Origin of the sequence: Pseudomonas sp. JDS08PS003 (assembly GCF_045013505.1) — a bacterium.
Taxonomy (GTDB): Bacteria; Pseudomonadota; Gammaproteobacteria; order Pseudomonadales; family Pseudomonadaceae; genus Aquipseudomonas; species Aquipseudomonas protegens_B.
This window is the reverse complement of sequence record NZ_CP120724.1, coordinates 4,933,513-4,952,927: the sequence shown is the minus strand read 5'-3', so window position 1 is coordinate 4,952,927 and position 19,415 is coordinate 4,933,513. Positions and strand designations below refer to the sequence as shown.

The window sequence follows — 19,415 nt, the reverse complement described above, 5'->3', positions numbered from 1 at the left end:
GGATAATGCGGCCCATTGGCGAGTGTGCTGTGGTAGCGCTTTTGGTGTGCAACCCTTGCGTTCAAGGCTCCGTCGCTCTAGCACCTGCAACATTTCTCTCTTCCTTGAGAAACTCACAAATCATCCATCCAGTTATCTTTAGGCTTCAGCTCAGCGAGGAACTCTCCCAGGGCGTAGTCATCATCTACCGATGGATTGTTGGCCATCCGTTGCGGACCTTTAGGCGGGGAGGGCGTGCCAGCATGTTCGTCGCGTCCAGTAGCCGATACCGGACGCAGGCGAATCGAATCGATGATGGCATCCCACAGTTCCAGTGCTGCTTTATCTGACTTGAAAGCGGGAACTGGTGGGGGGGCAACGTCATCGACGTCAGCTTCCTCTACGCTCAGCTCCGCCTTGAGATGGGGCTCGTTGACCGACTCGTCCTTGCCCTGGGCTTCCCAGAGGAAGGTGTAGGTGCGTTGCCCCTTTGCGCTGCCCGCCAGCAGGTACTCATCCGCGGGAATTGCACCGCCACGCTCTCTTTTGCGCAGGGTCTCGATGCCTGCAACCATCTTTGCCGCACCCATCAGAAAGCCACTCACTCGATCCAGTAACCGATCTTCCTCGGCTCCGGTGCTGGATCTGAATGACAAAAAGGTTCTAGGGTGTTCCGGGAAGGTCACGCCAATCCCGAAGTTTTCACTTTGAAAGCTGTCACCCGCGATATAAGCCCGGTCGATACAGAATCCTGGTTCGGCGGGGATTTCGTTGGGAGAGCGAGAGCGTAGGTTACGGGCTAAATCATTAACTATTTCTAATCCTCTTTTCTCTCTGTCATAAGTAACTTCTCCCGAATAGTAATAGACAGAGCTTTTTAGTGGTGTCACCAAATATGAATCAACTCTGTATGACAAGGTGCTAGCTGTTGAATCCCATGACCACAGGCTAACTGAACCATTTTGATGTTCAGTCCGCCTTAGAAACATGCTCTCTTGTGTTTTGCTATGGCGTTCACTTTTTAGTTTCTGTTCACGCTTATCGATTCTGATTGCTAGGGCGGCAGGGGTATCGTCGAGCGCTTTGATATTGTCGCCCCACAGGTAGTAGCCAGCATTGATCTCTGCCTGGGGCGGTAAATCAATTAGAAAGCGTCCGTAGCAATGAGTAATCCATCCGGTTTTGTCCATGGTGGGACTCCGAGAAGATGAAAACGAAGTACAACTGGTCACACTGGTTAAAGCGACCAGGCCAAAAACAGTAAACAAGCGACGAGTGAGTGTCATAAGCCCCCCTTGTCGTCGGGGTGCCAGTCAGCCAACTGAGCGATCTTGATCACGCCATAAAGCGCGGCCCACTGGGCTCGCCTGTCGTTGTAGCTTTCTTGGTGTTCGTAGCCCTTTTCGGTGTTGTACTGTCCCTTGCCTTTGCTGCCCTGGCGGAAGCTGGCCTTGATACCCGCCTTCTTGTGGGCCTGCCCGGAGTCGGTTGGCACTGTGCCGTCGCCACCACTGCCAGACTGGTCTTCCTCCTTGACCGTCCAAGTTTCAAGCGTCGGTACAATGACCGGCAATCCACGGCGAAACCAACTGCTGTAGCTGCCGGTTTCGTTATCCTTGAGCGCGGAACCGGGTGTTTCCAGAGGAGCAGGGTCGCCTTGCCATATCATGTCGCGCCAACTGTGACGGTCATCATCCGCTGCGTAGTGGGCATAGGTTTCAGGGTGGTAGCCTTGCACAGCCAAATCCGAATGAAACTTGGCAACAGCTTCAATTTTCTTTTCGAACTTTATTCGAGAGCTTCCCTTTACATTTTTGCTTTTCGACATATCCAAATACTTAGTGTTTTGCTCCGGCACCAACCCATACCAGGCAGTGCTCTTATAGATTTCCTCGTAAGGATCCTGGTTCTGCGGATAGGCGCGGGGTTTTCCCTCCATATCCTTGATGACCTGCCCCTGGGCATCGCACAGGAACAACCAGGGGCGACCTTCCCGATACTCGTTGCTAGGCGTCAGTTCCAGCGCCCCTGGGGCATTGGCCACCACTGCGGTCACTTCGCCTGCGTTGTAGCCAAGGATGATGCTGGCAATACCTTCATAGCCGCAGCGCATGTGGTGGTAGATGGCCGATGAACCGATTGCCGGTTGCACGCCATGCACCACGCCAAGCACTCGTTTGTAACCGTGCAATTGGGTCAGGGAGCGTGCAACCAGCCCACCCATTGAGTGGGTGACCAGGATGACCTTCATCTGATCCGCCTGCTCAGGGCTGACGCTTGCGTGTTCGCGGTAGTGGGCGAGGACGGTGTTCTCGATGTAGTCACGCACATCCAGGGCGGACTGCCGGTTGGATTGCAGCCAGTTGTAACCGGCGCACCAGACGTCGAATTGATACTTGCCCGCCTGTTGCAGTTCATCTTCGCTGAGGGGCGTCGCCTGCCCCAGTTCTTCGCCATAGGCTGCGGGTTCATGCAGGCTTTCAGTGTTCCACCATTGCTGGATCTGTTGTCGGCTGACGATGCTGTCCAAGCGGCCCTCCATCAGGGCCATGAACGGGTTGTAGGCGCTGCGCATCACCGTCCCCCAGCCACGAATGCGCGCCGCCTCTTTGCTCAGGCCGGATGAGCCCGTATCAATCGAGCCTCGATCATCCACCTCGACGTTTTCCGGCTTTAGCAGTATCTGTCGATCCTTGGGGCCTCGGCCCCACCAGACAGCCAAGGCTGCGAGAGCGGGGAAGATATCAGTGGGCCAAAAACTGGCATTCGGCGGACTCCAGACCTTGCTCTGGTCCTCCTTGTTACGCAGGTTGCTGCCCATGATGCCTGGAATGAAGATCACCGGAATCGGCGCGGCCTGCCTCGCCAGCAGGACCTTTTCACGCTGGTCCTCGGTGCGGGTCAGTTGGGTCTTGTAGACCGGTCGCCCCAGATTGTCGCGCGAGCGAGGAATGATGACGTCCTCAGTGTTATCGGCTGCTTGGCTACTCATGCAGTGGACTCCCTGTCGTCGTTGGAACTCTTTCCCTTGGCCAGAATGCGCATCTGTACTTGATCCATGGCCAGGTCCTGCTGCCTGGGCAGACGGCCTTGTCCGTCGGTCGTGAGGGTGGTGACCCCACCGTCGCCGCGCCGCAGTTCTACGGTGGTGTTTGCCAGGGGGTCAAGGGTGATTTCATCACGCAGCACATAGGCGTCATTGAACGGGGTCGACTCCCATGAGTTGAACGTGGTCGAGGCATGTGCGGGACCGATAGAGGAGTGCTTGGCCGCCTTGACCGTGAAATTGCCCGGCATGCCCAGCTCGATATTGCCGCCCTTGAGCGTCAGGTAAGCCCCGCCGCACATCAGGGTGATGTGCTCCTTGGCAGACACCAGGACGTGCTGCTTGCTTGCACTGACTTCCACGCTCTGATCCGCTTCCAGGCGAATGCTGTTCTGTTGCGCCTGCAACAACATCGGCCCCTGGTGGCTGATGTGGCGCATCTCGCCGCTCTGGGCAAACAGGCCCAGGTCGGTACCGGCATTGACCACGAATTTCTGACCCGAGGTGAGCTGCTGATTCTGCTGGGCGACGCTGTCGATATGCTCGCCCGCCGCCAGGGTGACGCTCTGGGGAGACACCGCGGCGATGCCCGCCTGGCCACTCAGGGCAATGGCCGGGTTGCCGCCGTTGCTCTGCTGCGACTCGTCGTTGGCGCCATGCCCCAGGTCGCGCACCGCCTCGCTGAGGGTTTGCTGTGGCTCGGTGTCATGCCCGATGCCTTGATGGTCTTGCGCATAGTCGCCCAGCCCCTTGGCCAGTTGCAGCGCGGCTTCCAGCACCTGGATGGCCGCGCCACGCTGCAACTGCCCGGCATTGGCCTGCAGTTGCGCTTCGGTACTGAGCAGCAGCCCCCTGGCCGCGCGCAAGGCGCCGCGCTCGTCGGTGCGCAGTTCAAAACCCTCGCCACGCGGTGCGCCGCCTTCGGGACGGGGATGGGTCAGGTACCCCAGGTGCAAGGCGCTGCTGCCGTGGTCGCTCATCAAGGCCGCACTGATCTGCTGGGTGGTGTCATCGATGCGCAGTTCGTTGGCCCGGCTGCCCTTGTGTTCCTTGCTCTTGATGGTGCTGAGGATCTTGTGATCCGGCAGGCGGTAGGGCGGCATATGGCTGGCCCGGTAGGTGCGTCCGGTGATGATCGGCTGGTCACAGTCGCCATCCAGGTAGTCGACTATGACTTCCTGACCAATACGCGGGATCGCCATATGGCCCCAGTCCGCTCCGGCCCAGTTCTGTGAAACCCGGACCCAGCAGGAACTGAATCCGTTGTGCTTGCCCTCGCGGTCCCAGGGGAACTGAATTTTTACCCGGCCATATTCATCGGTGTGGATTTCCTCGCCTTCCGGGCCCACCACCGTGGCAATCTGCGGCCCGTCAATGACCGGCTTGGGCAGTGGCATCGGCCGCCATTCGCAGTCCTCGGCAATGATCTGGGCGCGGAAGTCGTAACTCACCCCCATCTCGGCGCCAGCAGCCTCTTCTTGCTGGCTGGCGTGCTGTATCCCTGTGTGGGTGATACGCACCGAGCGCCACCAGCGGTTGAAGTCGCCCCGGGGGTGCCCGGTCAGTTGGAAGGAGAACCCCGGAATCAGCCGCGGATCATCCCCTTCCACCGTCGCGACACGGGCATCGCGACGATGGCCCAGCAGGCGGTTCTGAGTGAAGGGTTGGCCGACGGCGCTGCTCTTGTAGCGGCCTGGGTAATCGTAGCGCTCATAGCGCTGAGCCTGATGCTCAAGGTTATCGCCGAGCAGTCGCTGCTGCTGGTCGAAGGCCGGGCGCTTGAAGCTGTAGTCACGCTGCGTCTGCTCGGCGCTACGCACGTTTTCCGTGTAGCTGAACGCGTACAGCACCGGTTGCGGGGCATCCCCGGCCGGCTGAGTGCTGTACAGCACCGCAGCCCCCTGGATGCGCTCCTGGACGTACAACTTGTCACCCTGGACCAGGGTGTGGGCGTTGGCATCGTGTTTGAAAAAATAGAACAGGCCTTCCTCGGTGGACAGGCGGTCAAACAGGTAGAGGTCGGTGTCTCCGGCCTGGACGCAGTATTCACGCGGCGCATGTTCGGTGTGGATGTAGGGTTGGTAGTCAAGAACGCCGTGCTCGTCCAGCACCGACTTGAGGATATCGGGCACCGTTTTCTGCTGAAAAATGCGCCAGTCGGAACTCAGGGCCAGCCGGGCCAGTTGCGGCTCCACCAGCAGACGGTAACGGGTGCGGCGAAAACCGCTTTTACCCTGGGTGAAGCTGCTGACCAAGCCATGGACATACCGCACCTGCAGGCCGCCTTGCCAGATCGTCAGCAAGGCCGGCTGGTCGAGGATCTGGCCGAAGTCGATAGCACCGTTGTCGCTGGCCAGCTCGAGCGTCAAGCGAAAAGGCTCGGACAAGGCTTCTTCCAGGGTGAACTCAACCACCTCGAACGCCACCTGCGCGGTCAGCACAGAAAAAGTGAACTTCAAATCCCTTTGCCGCATGACTCCCATCTCCACTTCGTGAAGTGCTCATCCCCCCTGACAACATGACCGATCAGGGATTGCGCATCCGGCACTCGGCTTTCCCGAGTTTCACCCTCTCCAACGGATGACCGGTGCGCCTTCCCCAGGTCTGCCAGGGGCGCGCGACCCCATCGACCCGCCTGGCTGGCCGATGGGTTGCAACGTTTCGCTGGATTTAGCCGGCGACTGGGGTACGCCAGTCATCGGAGCCCGAAGTACCGGAGACTTCGTGGGTCCAGGTGATCTTGCGGTAGGTGAACTCGACGTCCTCCAGGTGGGTGAAATGCGCGTTCGACGGGTCCTGGCAGTTGTGCATGTAGTCTTTGATGTCGACGATGATCGCGTCTTCCAGGGTGGTGGTGAAGTAGTGCTCCTGGGTGCCGGCGGCGGAGGTGCGGAACCACTGGATTTCGATCTTGCTCAGGCGCTCACCGGAGGTCAGGGCCGCGAGCAGCAGCGGTGAAGCCTTGTCGAAAACCTTGGTGATCTTCACCGGTTTGTGTACCCGTTGGCCGGTGGGCTGACCGGACTGCGGATCGCGGGGGATGATCACTTCATGACTGAAGCCCTGGACCATGACCTGATCTTCGTGACCTTCCTGGTAGGTGTTGCCAACGGAGTCAGCGGTGAAGGCACCGGCGGTGATCAGACCTTGTTTGGTCCCGGTGACGGACATATACGCTGGGGTTGCCATTGTTGCTCTCCTTGCTTGGACATACGGAAAACCGGAGGCCTGAATGGCCGCCGGGCTCCAGGGACATCTCAAGAGTCATGCCAACTTGCCAATACTCCTTGCCAATCAATCACTTGATGAAAATTCAGGGTTCAACAGGCTGTTTCCAACCGAAATTCCCACAGAAAGTGCGCAAGAAGTTGCGCAGTACTGCGCAACTTCTTGCGCACTCCTCTGTACAGCCCCGGCCATCAGGCCTACAGCCATGTGCCCACAGGCTTATCCACATTTGCGTGCGCAACTTCTTGCGCATCAAGGCCAAAAGCCATCATGGGCAATGCAGGTAGCCGGGGGCCGCCAAGGCACGGGCTCACCCGGCGGCGCCCGGGGGCTGCCGTCCCCGCCACCCGGCGACTTTAGTTCTGGTCCGATCCTCCGCTCTTCGGGAGTCGGCTATAAAGCTCGCCACAACCTCACCGCGGGCAGGCCAATGAATTTCGCTTGCCATGCATTGGTGATTTTCCAGTGCTTTTTTCGCTGTTAATCTTGCCGCCATGACCCATGCCTCCTCCCACCGCCCCCACATTGCCTGGACGCTGTATTTCTGCGTGCTGTTCAACGTGTTCGTCTGCGGTCTGGGCCATGGGCAGATGGTCGGGCTGGAGCTCAATGGCGTCGGCGGGCAGTTCTGTTCCGCCATGGGCAACCCGGGCCCGGCGCTGGACGCTGACTTCAGTGATCAGGCCGCCGCCGGCGGGCTGAGCACGTTCATGTGCCCATTGTGCTCGGCAGTGAGCCTGGGCATCGCGCTGCTGTTTTGCCTGGGCTGGATGCTGCGCCGCCAACGCCCGCCACGGCTGGGGGGCGAGCAGCGCAGCAAGGCGCCGCCACGTTATTCCTGGCCTGCGCTCAATCCCCGGGCACCGCCACTGGGCTGACTCGCCCTGGCGACCGCATCAGACGGTCGCGCTTTCTCGTCCTCCGGCATTAGCTGCACGGTCGCTGTGGCGACGGCTGCCGGACGCTGTTCGATGATTTTTTTTCGAGTCCGAGTCCATGAAGTTCCTGTATCGCTCCCCCAGTTGCGCGGCGCTGTGCTGTGCCCTGTCGTTCAATGCCCTGGCCGATGCCCCGCTGCAAATGCCGCAGATGCGCATCAGCGCCGATGAAGCGCCACAAACCGGTCTGCAACTCGATACCCAGACCAGCACCGGCTCGCGCCTGGGCCTGACCCCGCGGGAAACCCCGGCGACGGTCAATGTGGTCAACCGCCAGCAGATCGAGCAGCGCGGCGCTGCCAACACCCAGGACATGCTTGCCAGCGTGCCGGGGATGAACGCCGCCGCGTCACCGGGCGTGCCCGGGTTCGTCTCGTATCGCGGGTTTTCCGGCTCGCAGATCACCCAGCTGTTCAACGGCATCAGCGTGCAATACGACTCCATTGCGGCGCGCCCGGTGGACAGTTGGATCTACGACCGGGTCGAGGCCGTCGGCGGGCCGTCGAGCTTTCTCTATGGCGCCGGCGCCGTGGGCGGTTCGATCAACTACATCACCAAGTTGCCGTCGCGCACCGAGTCGTTCAATGAAGGGCGGGTCAGCTATGGCTCCTACGACAGCCGCGAAACCTCCTTCGGTTTCAACCACGCACTGAACGACGGGGCAGGGCCGCGGCATTACGCGCGCTTCGATGTCAGTCACACCACCAGCAACGGTTATGTCGACCGCGAGCAGCGCGATGCCTGGACCACGGCGTTTTCCCTGTTGACGGATTTCAACGACCAGCTGTCCCACACCCTGGCTTACGAGTACCAGAACGAAAGCGTCGACAGCCCTTACTGGGGCACGCCGGCGCTGAATCCGCTGGGGGGCAAGATGGAGGTGGACCAGAGCCGGCGCTTCGAGAACTACAACGTCAGCGACGGTCGTTATGAACAGCGGGTGCAATGGCTGCGCTCGATCATCGACTATCAGGTCAATGACCGTACTTCCGTGCGCAACACCCTGTACCACTACAACGCCGACCGCGAATACCGCAACCTGGAAACCTACGCCTACAACAGCAGCAACACCCAGGTGAACCGCTCCGGCATCCTGCTCCAGCGTCACGCTCAGGAGCTCAATGGCAATCGCTTCGAACTGCTGCATCACAACAGCCTGTTCGGCCTCGACAGCCAGTGGTCGGCGGGTATCGATTACAGCCACAACGTGATGAGCAACTACCCGCGCTCGGTGTCGGGCTCGCTGCCTGGGGTCGATCCGGACGCCTTTGATCCGGGCAGCTTCTGGGACTTGCCGGGCATGCAGCGCGGCTTCGAGAAGAACCGCCGCAACCAGGTGGACACCTGGGCCCTGTTCCTGGAAAACCGCCTGCAACTAACCGATCGCCTGTCCCTGCTCAGTGGCCTGCGCCATGACCAGATCGACCTGCAAGTGACCAACTACCGCGCGGTCACCGAGGCCAACCCGGCGTTCTTCCAGCGTAAATACCGGCCCACCACCGGGCGCCTGGGGCTGGTCTATGAGCTGACGCCGGCGGCCAACGTCTACGTGCAATACAGCACCGCCGCCGATCCACCGGCGGGGATTTTGACCACCGCCAGCTACGGTCAGGTGCGCGACTTTGACCTCAGCACCGGCAATCAATGGGAGATCGGCAGCAAGTTCGATTTCCTCGATGGCCGCGGCTCGGCGACCCTGGCCGCCTACCGCATCGAACGCAAGAACCTGTCCACCGCCGATCCGAGCAACCCCGGCAGCAGCCAGCCGGTGGGCCAGCAATCGTCCCGGGGCGTGGAGCTGGCGGGCTCGTTGCGGGTGACGCCCAAGCTGTTGGCCGAAGGCAACTTCGCCTACGTCGACGCCCAATACGATGAGTTCTATGAAAACGTCGGCGGGCGGCCGGTGTCGCGCAAGGGCAACAGCCCCACCAACACCCCGGACAAGGTGGGCAACCTGTGGCTGACCTACGACATTGCCCCGTCCTGGCAGGTCGGGACCGATGCACGCTACGTGTCGTCGATGTACGCCAACGCAGCCAATACTCGCTATGCCCCGGCCTACACGATCTTCGGCGCTTTCGTCGGCTACCAGTTGAATGCCGATACGCGGATCACCGGTCGGGTGCGCAACCTCACCGATCAGGTCTACGCCCGTACCACTGCGCCCACCCAGCTGTACCTGGGGGCGCCGCGGACCTTCGAGCTGGCGCTGCAAACGCGCTTTTAACCTGAGACAGCGGGGCGTCCGATGGCGCCCCGCGCATTTGCGAGCAGCCTGTGATGAAGCGTTACCTGTACCTCTGGCACCGTTGGCTGGGCATAGTGGCCTGCCTGTTCATGGCCCTGTGGTTTATTTCCGGGGTGGTGATGCTGTATGTCGGCTACCCCAAGTTGACCCCCGCCGAGCATCTGGCGCACTTGCCGGCGCTGGTCCTGGACGAGCAAAGCGCCGACCTGGAACAGGTGCTGCATGCCGCCGACCCGCAACATCCGCCTTCGAGCATCCGCCTGACCACGGTGGCCGGCGCGCCCCGTTACATTCTCGAATACCCCGGGCCGCGCAAGGTGGCGATCGAGGCTGATAGTGGCCTGCAGGCGCTGCCCACCGATCGGATCGAGGCTCTGGCGGCGGCCCGGCAGTTTGCGCCGGGCGTGGCGGTGCGTGATCGCGGGACAGTGAACGGCGACATGTGGAGCCAATCCCGAGCCCTGGACGCCGATCGGCCCTTGCTGCGGGTGGCCACCGCCGATGCCGAACGACGTCTGCTGTATGTTTCCGGCACCACGGGCGAGGTGGTGCGCGATGCCACCGCCACCGAACGTGGCTGGAACTGGATCGGTGCCTGGCTGCACTGGCTGTACCCGCTGCGGGGCATCGGCATCGATGGCGCCTGGGGGCCGATCGTCACTTACCTGTCCCTGGCCGCGACCCTGATGGCCGTGCTCGGCTTGGCGGTGGGCGTGCTGCGCTGGCGCTTCAAACGCACCTATCGCAACGGCTCGCACTCGCCGTACCAGGGTTTTGCCCGCTGGCATCACCTGGGCGGCATGCTGTTCGGTGTGCTGCTGGTCACCTGGATCTTCAGCGGCCTGATGTCGATGAACCCGTGGAAGCTCTTCAGCAGTGCCCAGCCCTTGTCGGTGACGGCCTACCAGGGCGGATCGCTGCACACGGCGGCTTTCCCCCTGAGTGCGGCCCAGGCCCTGCAGCGCTTTGCCGATGACGGCCTGCAGGCCCGGGAGCTGGAGTGGCGGATGATCGGCGGCCAGGGGTATGTGATTGGCTACGACGGTGCCGGGCGCACGCGGATTCTGGCCATGGCCGAGAACCAAGTGCTGCGTCAGTTCAACCCCGACACCTTGCGGCAGGCGGCCTGGGCCATTCGCCCCGAGCGGCCGATGATTGTCCAGCCACTGGCCGCCTACGATTTCTATTACTACGCTCGGGAGCCCCAGAGCATGATGGGCCACCTGCAACAGCGCCTGCCGGTGCTGCGGGTGCGCTTCGACGACCCGGCCCAGACCTGGCTGCACCTGGATCTTCACACCGGGGCGATCACCGGGCAGTTGGATCAGCCGCGCCGCGCTTCGCGCTGGCTGTTCGCTCTGTTGCACAGCTGGGACTGGCTGCCGCTGCTGGCCAACCGACCCTTGTGGGACCTGTGGATGATCCTGTTCAGCGCCGCAGGCCTACTGATCAGCGTCAGCGGCGTGGTGTTGGGCTGGCGTCGCCTGGGGCGTACATTGCGTGCGCGTCGGCGTTGAGCGGGGGGGGGGAGGGCGCGATACCGCGACCTGGATCAGGGTTATGGCGTATTTGTGTCCCTCCCCGACGATTTAAGCCACCGCTCCCGGCCCCAGCGGTGATAATGCCCGCCTGCTCATTTCCCTACTGCTTCTGGAGCCCGTCGCACCCATGTTCGTCATCACCCCGCAGGACCCCGAACTCTATCGCCGGCAAACTCGCCGCAGCACCCTGATCATCGCCCTGGTGTTCATCGCCCTGGCCATGCTGTTTTCCAGCGCGGCGGTGGCGGTGTTCGGCCAGCCCGGCGGCGATAACCTGGTGTGGAATGCCGGTGGTGTGTTCACCGGGCTGGTGATCAGCGCCGTGCTGTTGCGCACGGTCTTCTGGACCCAGCCGTGGATGGCCTCGGCGGTCTATGGCTGGCGCCTCAAGCGCAGCCTGATGCGGGTGACCAATGTCATGCATCAGGTCACCGCCGGGGTGGCGGCGCGAGACCCTGCGGCTCTCAAGCTGCTGCGTTTCTATCACCTGGGGCTGACCCAGATGCATCAGCTGGACGCCAACTCCAGCGCCCACGGGCAGATGCATGGCGAAGTGGAGCGCCACCTGGCGCTGCTGGCCGAGCAGGGCATCGACCCGCAACAGGAACGCCTGGAGGCGCAGTGGCTGGAAGCGGTCAAGGTGCACCAGCCGCGCTGACGTTCAGGTTGATCCGCTAGCCCTGCTTCAGGGCTGCGGATCATCCAGGTAGCGCCACAAGGCCTCGGCCATTTCGTTGGACTGGCCACTGCGGCCAAACAGCTTCTGGCCGATATTCAGCCCCAGCTGGCGATAACTCTCGAACTGCGCTTCGTCGAAGAACTGGTCCACCGTGCTCTGGTTGGGAAAGCCCGGGTTGGCCCGGGCGTAGTTGAGTACGTCCGGTGTCAGCCCGGCGATCAGCCGCGGCTTGAGCACCAGGATCCGGCAGTGGGGTGTGGCTGCGATGTCCGCCTGGGTGTCGGGGCTATGGGCATAGACGTTGAGCAGCAAGGCGCACTTCTGACTGTCGGCGCTCGGTGGCTGGCGAAACTCTTGCTGGCTGGCGAACAGCGCCTTGAGTTGGGGATGGGCCAGCACCCCCGGGTCTTCGCGGATCTCCAGGGCCTGGTCGATGCGCGCCAGGCGCACCAGATTGGCCAGGTCGTCGAACTGGTAATCCGGATCGCAGCCGCTGTCGCAGGTGACGATCAGTTCCACCCCGCGCCCCTCACGCAGCAACTCGTAGGTGGCGGTGTTTTCGAAATGCCCGCCGTCGGACAGGTACTGGTAGTCGCGCCGATGCCCATGAAAGCGCGAGGTCAGCTCATAGAACAGATAGGCCTGGGTGCTGAAGTAGGTCCAGGGCGTCAGGTCACGGGGCACCCAATGTTGCTGTCCGGGATCGACGAAGTGGCTGGGCCACCAGATGCCCAGGCGTATGTTGGCCAGTCCCAGGATCAGCGACATGCCCAGGCTGTTGGCTCGCCCCAGGCCGGTGCTGAAGGCGGCGCCGGAGACGCCAATCCACTGGCCCAGGCTCAGGGGACTCATGATTTCCGAGGTCGGGCCCTGGCTCAGGTCACGGCGGTAGGGCTTGCCATCGAGGGTGTAGCGTTCCGCCGGACCGTCGCTGGCGACGCCGCCTTCGGCTGCGGGAGCCCAGTTCGGCGCGATGCACAGCGGCTTGCCCTTGCGGTCGCGCTGCACCAGTTGCTCGGCGGGGTCCACCGTCAGGTTCATGGTGACGTTGATCAGGTGCACCGGTCCGGCACTGGGGGTGGCGTAGTACTGCTGCAGCGACAGGTCGTCGCTGGACATCGGCTCGGCCACGCTGAGGTAGGTGCGGCGCTGCTGTGGCGGGCCGTTGAAGCGCCGGCCATTGGACGCGCCGAGGTAGGCGCGGGTCAGCCGGGCGCTATAGAAGGCCTGGAGTGACGAGGTGTTGAGAAAGCCGATGAAGCGCCCACTGACGCAAACCAGCAAGGCCGTCACCAGGCTCAAGGCCAGCAGGCGCCAGACTGCAGCGGCGCTGTAGCTGATGGCGCCACCGTCATGGGCGACCCATTGCACCAGCAGCGCCCAGCACAGGCACAGCAGGCTCAACAGCAGGCATCCGGCAACCAGCGCCAGTACATCCAGGGGCAGTTTGCGCATCCAGTCGGGCAGCGGTTTTTCATCCTTGAGCAGCACCAGGCGGCGCACCAGCCACACCAGCAGCGCCAGAAGCAGGGGCGTGGCCAGGGCCTGATAGTCCAGCAGGTAGCGATACAGTGCCTGGGCACCGGTCACCAGCAAGGCCAGGAAACCGAGAATGGCCACCGCCGCCATGGCCCGCCCCAGGGCGCGGGTGATCTGCACCCGGTAGTTGCGCACACAGTTGTTGCAGATGCTGTCCTTGGCTGGGTCTCGGTGATCCGCCAGCCGGCGGACCAGCCGGTGGGTGATCAGCAGCGCATTGCTGCCGACCAGCGCGGCCGACAGGGCCAGGGTGCCCACTACCTGCCATTGGGCCAGGTCATAGGCCAGGGCGCCGCCGATCCACAGGCCGGTGACGATGGCCAGCATGAAGCGAAATGCCGGGTTGCCAAGGTTGGGTGGCTGGTCCAGGTCGCCTTGGGGGATCACCAGCCAGTACGCCACGGCGCAGGGCAGGGCGAACAGCAGGGCAGCCATCAGCGGCCACAGCAGCAGGCTGGCCTGGCTCAGCACCTGGAACAGGGTCAGCAAGCTGAGCATCAACAGGATCGGCATGCCGATCATGGCGTGCAGCGACAGCCAGTTGCGCCAGGTCATGGCCAGGGCATAGAGCATGTCGCCGGAGCCGGTGGGCGTCAGGTAGCGGCCGTTTTCCCGCAGCCAGGCTCCCGGTCCCCGGCCCACGGGCTGCTGGGCGTAGTCGACGCCGGTGCTGATACGTCCCGGCGGCTCGAAGCGCAGCGCCTGGTAGGCATCGCGGGCGGCCTGGCCCACGGGGTCCTGGAGGTCTCGGTCGCGCAGGCGTCCGGGGAGGAACAAGCTGGAGAAGAAACTGCCGATATAGCCGCCGCCACTGACCGTGGACAGGTAGTCGATGCGCGACAGCAGGCTGTGCTCTGTGGCGGTTTCGGGTACTGGCTGGAGTGGGGGCGTGGAGGGCGTCGCCGGTGCCGGCGCCCGGGCCATGGCTTGCAGGACGCCGAGGCAGAAGGTGGCGCTGCGGATGCCGCCACCGGACAGTGCCAGGCCCCAGTTGCCACGCTGGGGCGTGGTTTGCCCGGGGGCTTGCTGATGCAGGCTCAGGCGTCTGAAACGAATGCGCTGTTGCTCGATCTGGTACGGGTTCGCGTCGGATGTCATGGGCCTTCCTTGGGAGACGGAGGGGGCAGGATCTGGGGTAGCCCTGGATCGGTTGCCCCGGCGAGCGCCCAGCAGAATACCGGATGCGCTGGCTCCGGTGGGCGACACCGGCGCAAGTCGGGAGGGCTGACCGGGCATGTGACGGATGCAAGGGGTGAAGGCGCTTGATGCGTCTGGCGCATGGAAAAAATAACCCTGGTTATAACGTTAGATTTTATTCATATAAATGGACATAAGCTTTAGCCGCTATGCTGCCGCCAGTTTTTGACCTGGCCGTGTGATTTGTAGGGTTTTATTGATGGATGTGGGTAATTTCGGTTTTGTAATCGCAGGCCTGGTAGTGGGATTCATCGTGGGCATGACCGGGGTTGGCGGCGGCTCGCTGATGACCCCGATCCTGCTCTGGTTCGGCATCAACCCCGCCACCGCAGTGGGCACTGACCTGCTGTACGCCGCCATCACCAAGTCCGGTGGGGTGCTGGTGCATCAGAAAAACCGCAATATCGACTGGCGCATCACCGGCTGGCTGACCCTGGGCAGCGTGCCGGCGGTGCTGGCCACCCTATGGTTCTTGAACAACCTGGACTCCGATCCCCAGGCCTTGAACGCGGTGATCAAGCAGGGGCTGGGGTTCGTCCTGCTGCTCACGGCCCTGGCCATTGTCTTCAAGAAGAAGCTCATGGCCTTCGCCCAGCGCCACGGTAGCGACTATCAGCCAAGCCCCCGCGGTCTCAATGGCCTGACGGTGGTCACCGGGCTGATCCTCGGCACCTTGGTCGCGCTGACCTCCATCGGTGCCGGCGCCCTGGGCACTGTGGCGCTGTTCATCCTCTATCCGTTCCTGGCCACCAAGCGCCTGGTGGGCACCGAAATCGCCCACGCCGTGCCCCTGACCCTGGTGGCCGGCCTGGGCCATGCCAGCATGGGCAACATGGACTGGCACCTGCTGGGGTTCCTGCTGATGGGTTCGCTGCCGGGGATCTGGATCGGCAGCCACATGACCGGACGGATCTCCGACGAGATCCTGCGGCCGTGCCTGGCGGTCATGCTGTTTTCCATCGGCTACAAGCTGGCTTTCTGATTCCTCTGCGGCCGGGCCAGTTCAGGCCCGGCGATACAGCGCCAGAAACCCCGCCAGCGAGAGCATGGCCGCGCCGCAGCATTGATTGAGCCGGCGCATGCCGGTCTGGGTGAGGAACTTCGCCGCCTGCACTCCGCCGGCGGCATACAGCCCCATCACCAGCACTTCCACCAGCGCGGTGACCAGCGCCAGGGTGGCGTACTGGGCGAAGACCGGCTGGGCGGGATCGACGAATTGCGGCAGGAAGGCAGTGAAGAACAGCAGCACCTTGGGGTTGGTCATGGCCACCGAGAAACTACGACGGAACACCTCGCCACGTCGCGAGCCGGCCCGCACCTGCTGCTCGCCCAGGGCCTGGGGCGTGCTGCGCCAGAGCTGGATGCCAAGCCAGGCCAGGTAGCACACGCCGACCCACTTCAAGACCATGAACAACTGCTGCGAGGCCATCAGCATGGCCCCCAGGCCCAGGCCCACCGCGGCAATGATCAGCACATCCGAGAGCGCCGCACCGGCCATGCCCACCGCCACCAGCTGGCGATTGCGCGAGGTGCCGTTGGCCATGGCCAGCAGCGAAGTGGGGCCGGGGATCACGGCGCCGATAAAGCAGCTTGAGGTGTAGAGCAGCAGGGTCGTGGTGTTCATCGAGGCGTTCTCATCAGGCCGATGGGCGTTGCGTTGACGGAGGATGCCCCAAGCCCGGCGTGGTTTAAAGGCATCAGGAGGATTCCCGGTGACAGATCTGAAACGGCCTTCGAGGCAGCTAACTTCCGTGGATTCCAGGGGTCAGTTATCCTGCGCAGGCCTTTGTTTGGCAGTGCTGCCCCTTTTTTCCTTGTGTGATGCGGTCCATGACTATTTCCTCTTCTGATGGTGCAGCTCCCCAGACCTGGCGTGGCGGCGAGACCGGTGCCGCCATCCGCCAGTTCGATTGGTCGCAGACTGCGGTGGGCCCCCGGGAGCATTGGCCGAGCCTGCTGCACAGCACCTTGGGCCTGGTGCTCGAATCCCCTGAAAGTCTGTACCTGCTATGGGGCCCGCAGAAGCAGTTCTTTTTCAACGACGCCTATCGTCCGGTGCTGGGGCCGCGTCTGGCCAATGCCCTGGGGCAGACCATCGAGACGCTCTGGGCCGATGCCTGGCCGGATGTGCAGCCCATGGTCGAGCAGGCGTTTCGCGGCCAGGCCTGTCGTCACGAAGACCTGCCGGTGAACATGCAGCGCTATCCCGGAGAGGAACTGACCTGGTGGTCGTTTTCCATGAGCCCGGTATTCGACGAGCGCCAGGAGCAGGTGCTGGGGGTGCTCTGCCACACCGTGGAAACCACCGCACGGGTGCGCCTGGGGCTGCATGCCCGGCTCACCGAGGCGCGCCTGCGGGAGACCCGCGAGCTCAATACCCGGGTGCTGGCCAGCAGCAATGACTGCATCAAGGTGCTGGACCTCGATGGTCAGTTGTCGTTCATGAGCGAGGGTGGCCTGCGGGTCATGGAGGTCAGTGACTTCAACGCCATTGCCGGCTGCCCCTGGCCGGACTTCTGGCAGGGCCAGGGCAACCTCGACGCCCAGGCCGCCATCGCCGCCGCCCAGGCCGGGGAGTCGGCGCGGTTCCAGGGCGCCGCCAATACCCTGGCCGGCAACGCCAAGTGGTGGGATGTGCAAGTCACGCCGATGCTCGATGAGGCCGGTCAGCCGGAGAAGATCCTCTGCATTTCCCGGGACATCACCGCTACCCGCGAGGCCGAGGAGCAATTGCGCCGCCTCAACGAGTCCCTGGAACAGCGAGTCCAGGAGCGTACCCAGGAACGCGACCGGATCTGGCAACTGTCCACCGACCTGATGCTGGTGGCGGATTTCAACGGGCGCATCGTCGCCGTGAACCCGGCCTGGACCCGATTGCTGGGCTGGCAGCGGCACGAACTCGAAGGCAGCAGCTTCTACGATTTTATCCACCCCCAGGACAGCGTGGCGGCGGTCAACGCCTGTACCGAACTGGCTCTGGGCCAGAGTTTCTCTCGGGTGGAAAACCGCTTTCGGCACAAGGACGGCAGCTATCGCTGGGTGTCCTGGAGTGCCGTGCCCGACCCTCAGCACCTGCATGCCGTGGGGCGTGACATTCAGGCCGAGCGTGAAGCCGCGCAGGCGCTGCGCAAGACCGAGGACATCCTGCGCCAGGCACAGAAGATGGAGGCGGTGGGGCAACTGACCGGTGGTGTCGCCCACGACTTCAACAACCTGCTGACGGTGATCCGCTCGTCCACCGACTTGCTGCGGCGCAACCTCAGCGAGGAGCGCCGGCAGCTGTACATCGATGCCATTTCCGACACCGTGGATCGCGCCAGCAAACTCACCGGCCAGCTCCTGGCCTATGCCCGCCAACAGAATCTGCGTCCGGAAACCTTCGATGTCGGCGTCAGCGTGCAACTGCTGGCACAGATGATCAATCCGCTGATCGGCGCCTGCATCGAACTGCGTATCGAACTGCCGCAGCAATCGTGCTGCATCCATGCCGATGCCGGCCAGTTCGATACCGCGCTGATCAATATGGCGGTCAATGCCCGGGACGCCATGCAGGGCGAGGGCCTGCTGGTGATAGCCGTGGAACGGGTCGGGCAGATTCCCGCCAGCACCAGCCAGGGCGCCCAGAACGGTGACTTTGTCGCGGTGTCTCTGACCGATACCGGCGCCGGCATCGACCCGCAGCAGATCGAGCGGATCTTCGAGCCCTTCTTCACCACCAAGGAGGTGGGCAAGGGCACCGGGCTGGGCCTGTCCCAGGTGTTCGGTTTTGCCAAGCAGTCCGGCGGCGGCCTGGTGGTTCACAGCCAGCCGGGGCAGGGCACGTGCTTTACCTTGTACCTGCCGCGCTCCGAAGCCGTGGTCAGCCCGTCAGCACCCGCTTGCCCGGGGCCGCTGCTGGTGGATGGCCAGGGCGCCACGCTGCTGGTGGTGGAAGACAATCCCGAGGTGGGCGTGCTGTTGGCCCAGGCCTTGAACGAGCTGGGCTACCAGACCGAATGGGCCACCAGCGCCATCGAGGCGCTGCGTCGCCTGAGCCAGGAATCGGGGGTGTTCCAGGCGGTGTTTTCCGATGTGGTGATGCCCGGCATGAGCGGCATCGAACTGGCCACCCGCATCCGCAGTGATTACCCCGGACTGCCGGTGATCCTCACCAGCGGCTATAGCCCGGCCCTGGCCCAGGGCCAGACCCGGGAGTTCGTGTTCCTGCAGAAACCCTACTCGGTGGCGGCCCTGGCCCAGGCCTTGAGTGCCGCGATCGGCAACGACCTGCCGCTGTGACACAGGCCGCCGCTTAGGGCTGGTGGCTGCCCTTCATCCATTCCTGGGCCGAGCGCCACAGGCAGATCCCCAGAAAATAGGCCGAAGCCGCCAGCCACAGGCCCATGATCGGCGGGCTGTGCAACGGGTGGCTGAGGATCAGCAGCGCGCCGCTGAGCAGCCAGACGAACGTCACGATGATGTTCAGCGGCATCCACTTGCGCACCCGGAATGGATGCAGGAACTGCACCCGGGTGGCGGTCAGCAGGGCCAGGGCGAAGATGCTCAGCAAGCTCAGCCAGGGGCCGGGCTCGATCAGGTAGAAGCACAGGGCGACCACATTCCAGGCGGCGGGAAAACCCTGGAAGTAGTTGTCGTGGCTCTTCATGTTGACGTTGCAGAAGCACAACAGCGACGACAGCAGGATCAGTGAGGTGGCCAGCAGCGCGCTGTACTCCGGCAGAGGAATGTAGCGGTAGATGAACAACGCCGGGATGAACACATAGGTCAGGTAGTCGATCACCAGGTCGAGCACCGAACCGTCGATGTTGGGCAGCACCGAGCTGGTCTTGACCTTGCGCGCCAGGGAGCCGTCGACGCCATCCACCAGCAGCGCCACCCCCAGCCACAACAGGCAGGCCTTGGGCTGGTTGTCGAACAGTGCCAGGGTGGCGAGCAGGGCGCTGACCACTCCGGTGGCGGTGAAGCCATGGGCGCCCCAGGCTTTGATTCTGGCGATTTGCAGGGTCGATATCACGGGGCG

13 protein-coding genes are annotated in these 19,415 nt (G+C 63.1%); 6 read left to right on the top strand and 7 right to left on the bottom strand.

Annotation, left to right across the window (positions count from 1 at the left end; translation table 11 throughout):
* Positions 1 to 113: 113 nt before the first annotated feature.
* From P7C00_RS21970 to P7C00_RS21955, 4 genes are all read right to left on the bottom strand, one after another.
* Positions 114 to 1,265 carry a T6SS immunity protein Tli4 family protein gene (locus P7C00_RS21970; RefSeq protein WP_404937355.1) on the bottom strand — a complete coding sequence of 384 codons (1,152 nt, stop codon included), beginning with the start codon at positions 1,263 to 1,265 and terminating at the stop codon, positions 114 to 116.
* Positions 1,262 to 2,971, bottom strand: coding sequence for an esterase/lipase family protein (locus P7C00_RS21965; protein ID WP_404937354.1), 1,710 nt, complete (start codon positions 2,969 to 2,971; stop codon positions 1,262 to 1,264). The genes P7C00_RS21970 and P7C00_RS21965 overlap by 4 nt, the downstream gene beginning before the upstream one ends.
* Positions 2,968 to 5,499 carry a type VI secretion system Vgr family protein gene (locus tag P7C00_RS21960; RefSeq protein WP_404937353.1) on the bottom strand — a complete coding sequence of 844 codons (2,532 nt, stop codon included), beginning with the start codon at positions 5,497 to 5,499 and terminating at the stop codon, positions 2,968 to 2,970. Before P7C00_RS21960 ends, P7C00_RS21965 begins: the two co-directional genes overlap by 4 nt.
* 196 nt (positions 5,500 to 5,695) lie before the next feature.
* Entirely contained in the window at positions 5,696 to 6,214 is a 519-nt protein-coding gene (locus tag P7C00_RS21955; protein WP_025129830.1) for an Hcp family type VI secretion system effector, read from the bottom strand.
* Positions 6,215 to 6,747: 533 nt separating this feature from the next.
* Between P7C00_RS21955 and P7C00_RS21950 the strand changes: the two genes are divergently transcribed.
* The 4 genes from P7C00_RS21950 (at position 6,748) to P7C00_RS21935 (ending at position 11,638) form a co-directional block, all read left to right on the top strand.
* Positions 6,748 to 7,131, top strand: a complete 384-nt coding sequence (locus P7C00_RS21950) for a DUF2946 family protein (protein WP_346635202.1) — start codon at positions 6,748 to 6,750, stop codon at positions 7,129 to 7,131.
* Positions 7,132 to 7,249: 118 nt separating this feature from the next.
* Positions 7,250 to 9,418 carry a TonB-dependent receptor gene (locus P7C00_RS21945; RefSeq protein ID WP_346635201.1) on the top strand — a complete coding sequence of 723 codons (2,169 nt, stop codon included), beginning with the start codon at positions 7,250 to 7,252 and terminating at the stop codon, positions 9,416 to 9,418.
* 53 nt (positions 9,419 to 9,471) lie between these two features.
* On the top strand, positions 9,472 to 10,956 hold the full coding sequence (locus P7C00_RS21940; RefSeq protein WP_404937352.1) for a PepSY domain-containing protein: 1,485 nt from the start codon (positions 9,472 to 9,474) through the stop codon (positions 10,954 to 10,956).
* 151 nt (positions 10,957 to 11,107) lie between these two features.
* A complete protein-coding gene (locus P7C00_RS21935) occupies positions 11,108 to 11,638 on the top strand; it encodes a DUF3087 domain-containing protein (protein WP_404937351.1) in 531 nt (176 codons plus the stop codon).
* A 27-nt stretch (positions 11,639 to 11,665) separates the two neighbouring features.
* On the opposite strand, the gene P7C00_RS21930 is transcribed toward P7C00_RS21935, so the two are convergent.
* Positions 11,666 to 14,296 (bottom strand): hypothetical protein, encoded by a 2,631-nt coding sequence (locus P7C00_RS21930; RefSeq protein WP_404937350.1) that lies wholly within the window; start codon positions 14,294 to 14,296, stop codon positions 11,666 to 11,668.
* 298 nt (positions 14,297 to 14,594) lie between these two features.
* Here P7C00_RS21930 and P7C00_RS21925 point away from each other — a divergent pair, with 298 nt between their 5' ends.
* Entirely contained in the window at positions 14,595 to 15,377 is a 783-nt protein-coding gene (locus P7C00_RS21925) for a sulfite exporter TauE/SafE family protein (RefSeq protein WP_404937349.1), read from the top strand.
* A 21-nt stretch (positions 15,378 to 15,398) separates the two neighbouring features.
* On the opposite strand, the gene P7C00_RS21920 is transcribed toward P7C00_RS21925, so the two are convergent.
* Positions 15,399 to 16,019 (bottom strand): LysE family translocator, encoded by a 621-nt coding sequence (locus P7C00_RS21920; protein ID WP_346635196.1) that lies wholly within the window; start codon positions 16,017 to 16,019, stop codon positions 15,399 to 15,401.
* Positions 16,020 to 16,225: 206 nt separating this feature from the next.
* Here P7C00_RS21920 and P7C00_RS21915 point away from each other — a divergent pair, with 206 nt between their 5' ends.
* Positions 16,226 to 18,673 carry a PAS domain-containing protein gene (locus P7C00_RS21915; protein WP_404937348.1) on the top strand — a complete coding sequence of 816 codons (2,448 nt, stop codon included), beginning with the start codon at positions 16,226 to 16,228 and terminating at the stop codon, positions 18,671 to 18,673.
* Between the two features lie 13 nt (positions 18,674 to 18,686).
* On the opposite strand, the gene pcsA is transcribed toward P7C00_RS21915, so the two are convergent.
* Positions 18,687 to 19,409, bottom strand: coding sequence for a phosphatidylcholine synthase (gene pcsA / locus P7C00_RS21910; RefSeq protein ID WP_404937347.1), 723 nt, complete (start codon positions 19,407 to 19,409; stop codon positions 18,687 to 18,689).
* Positions 19,410 to 19,415: the final 6 nt, after the last annotated feature.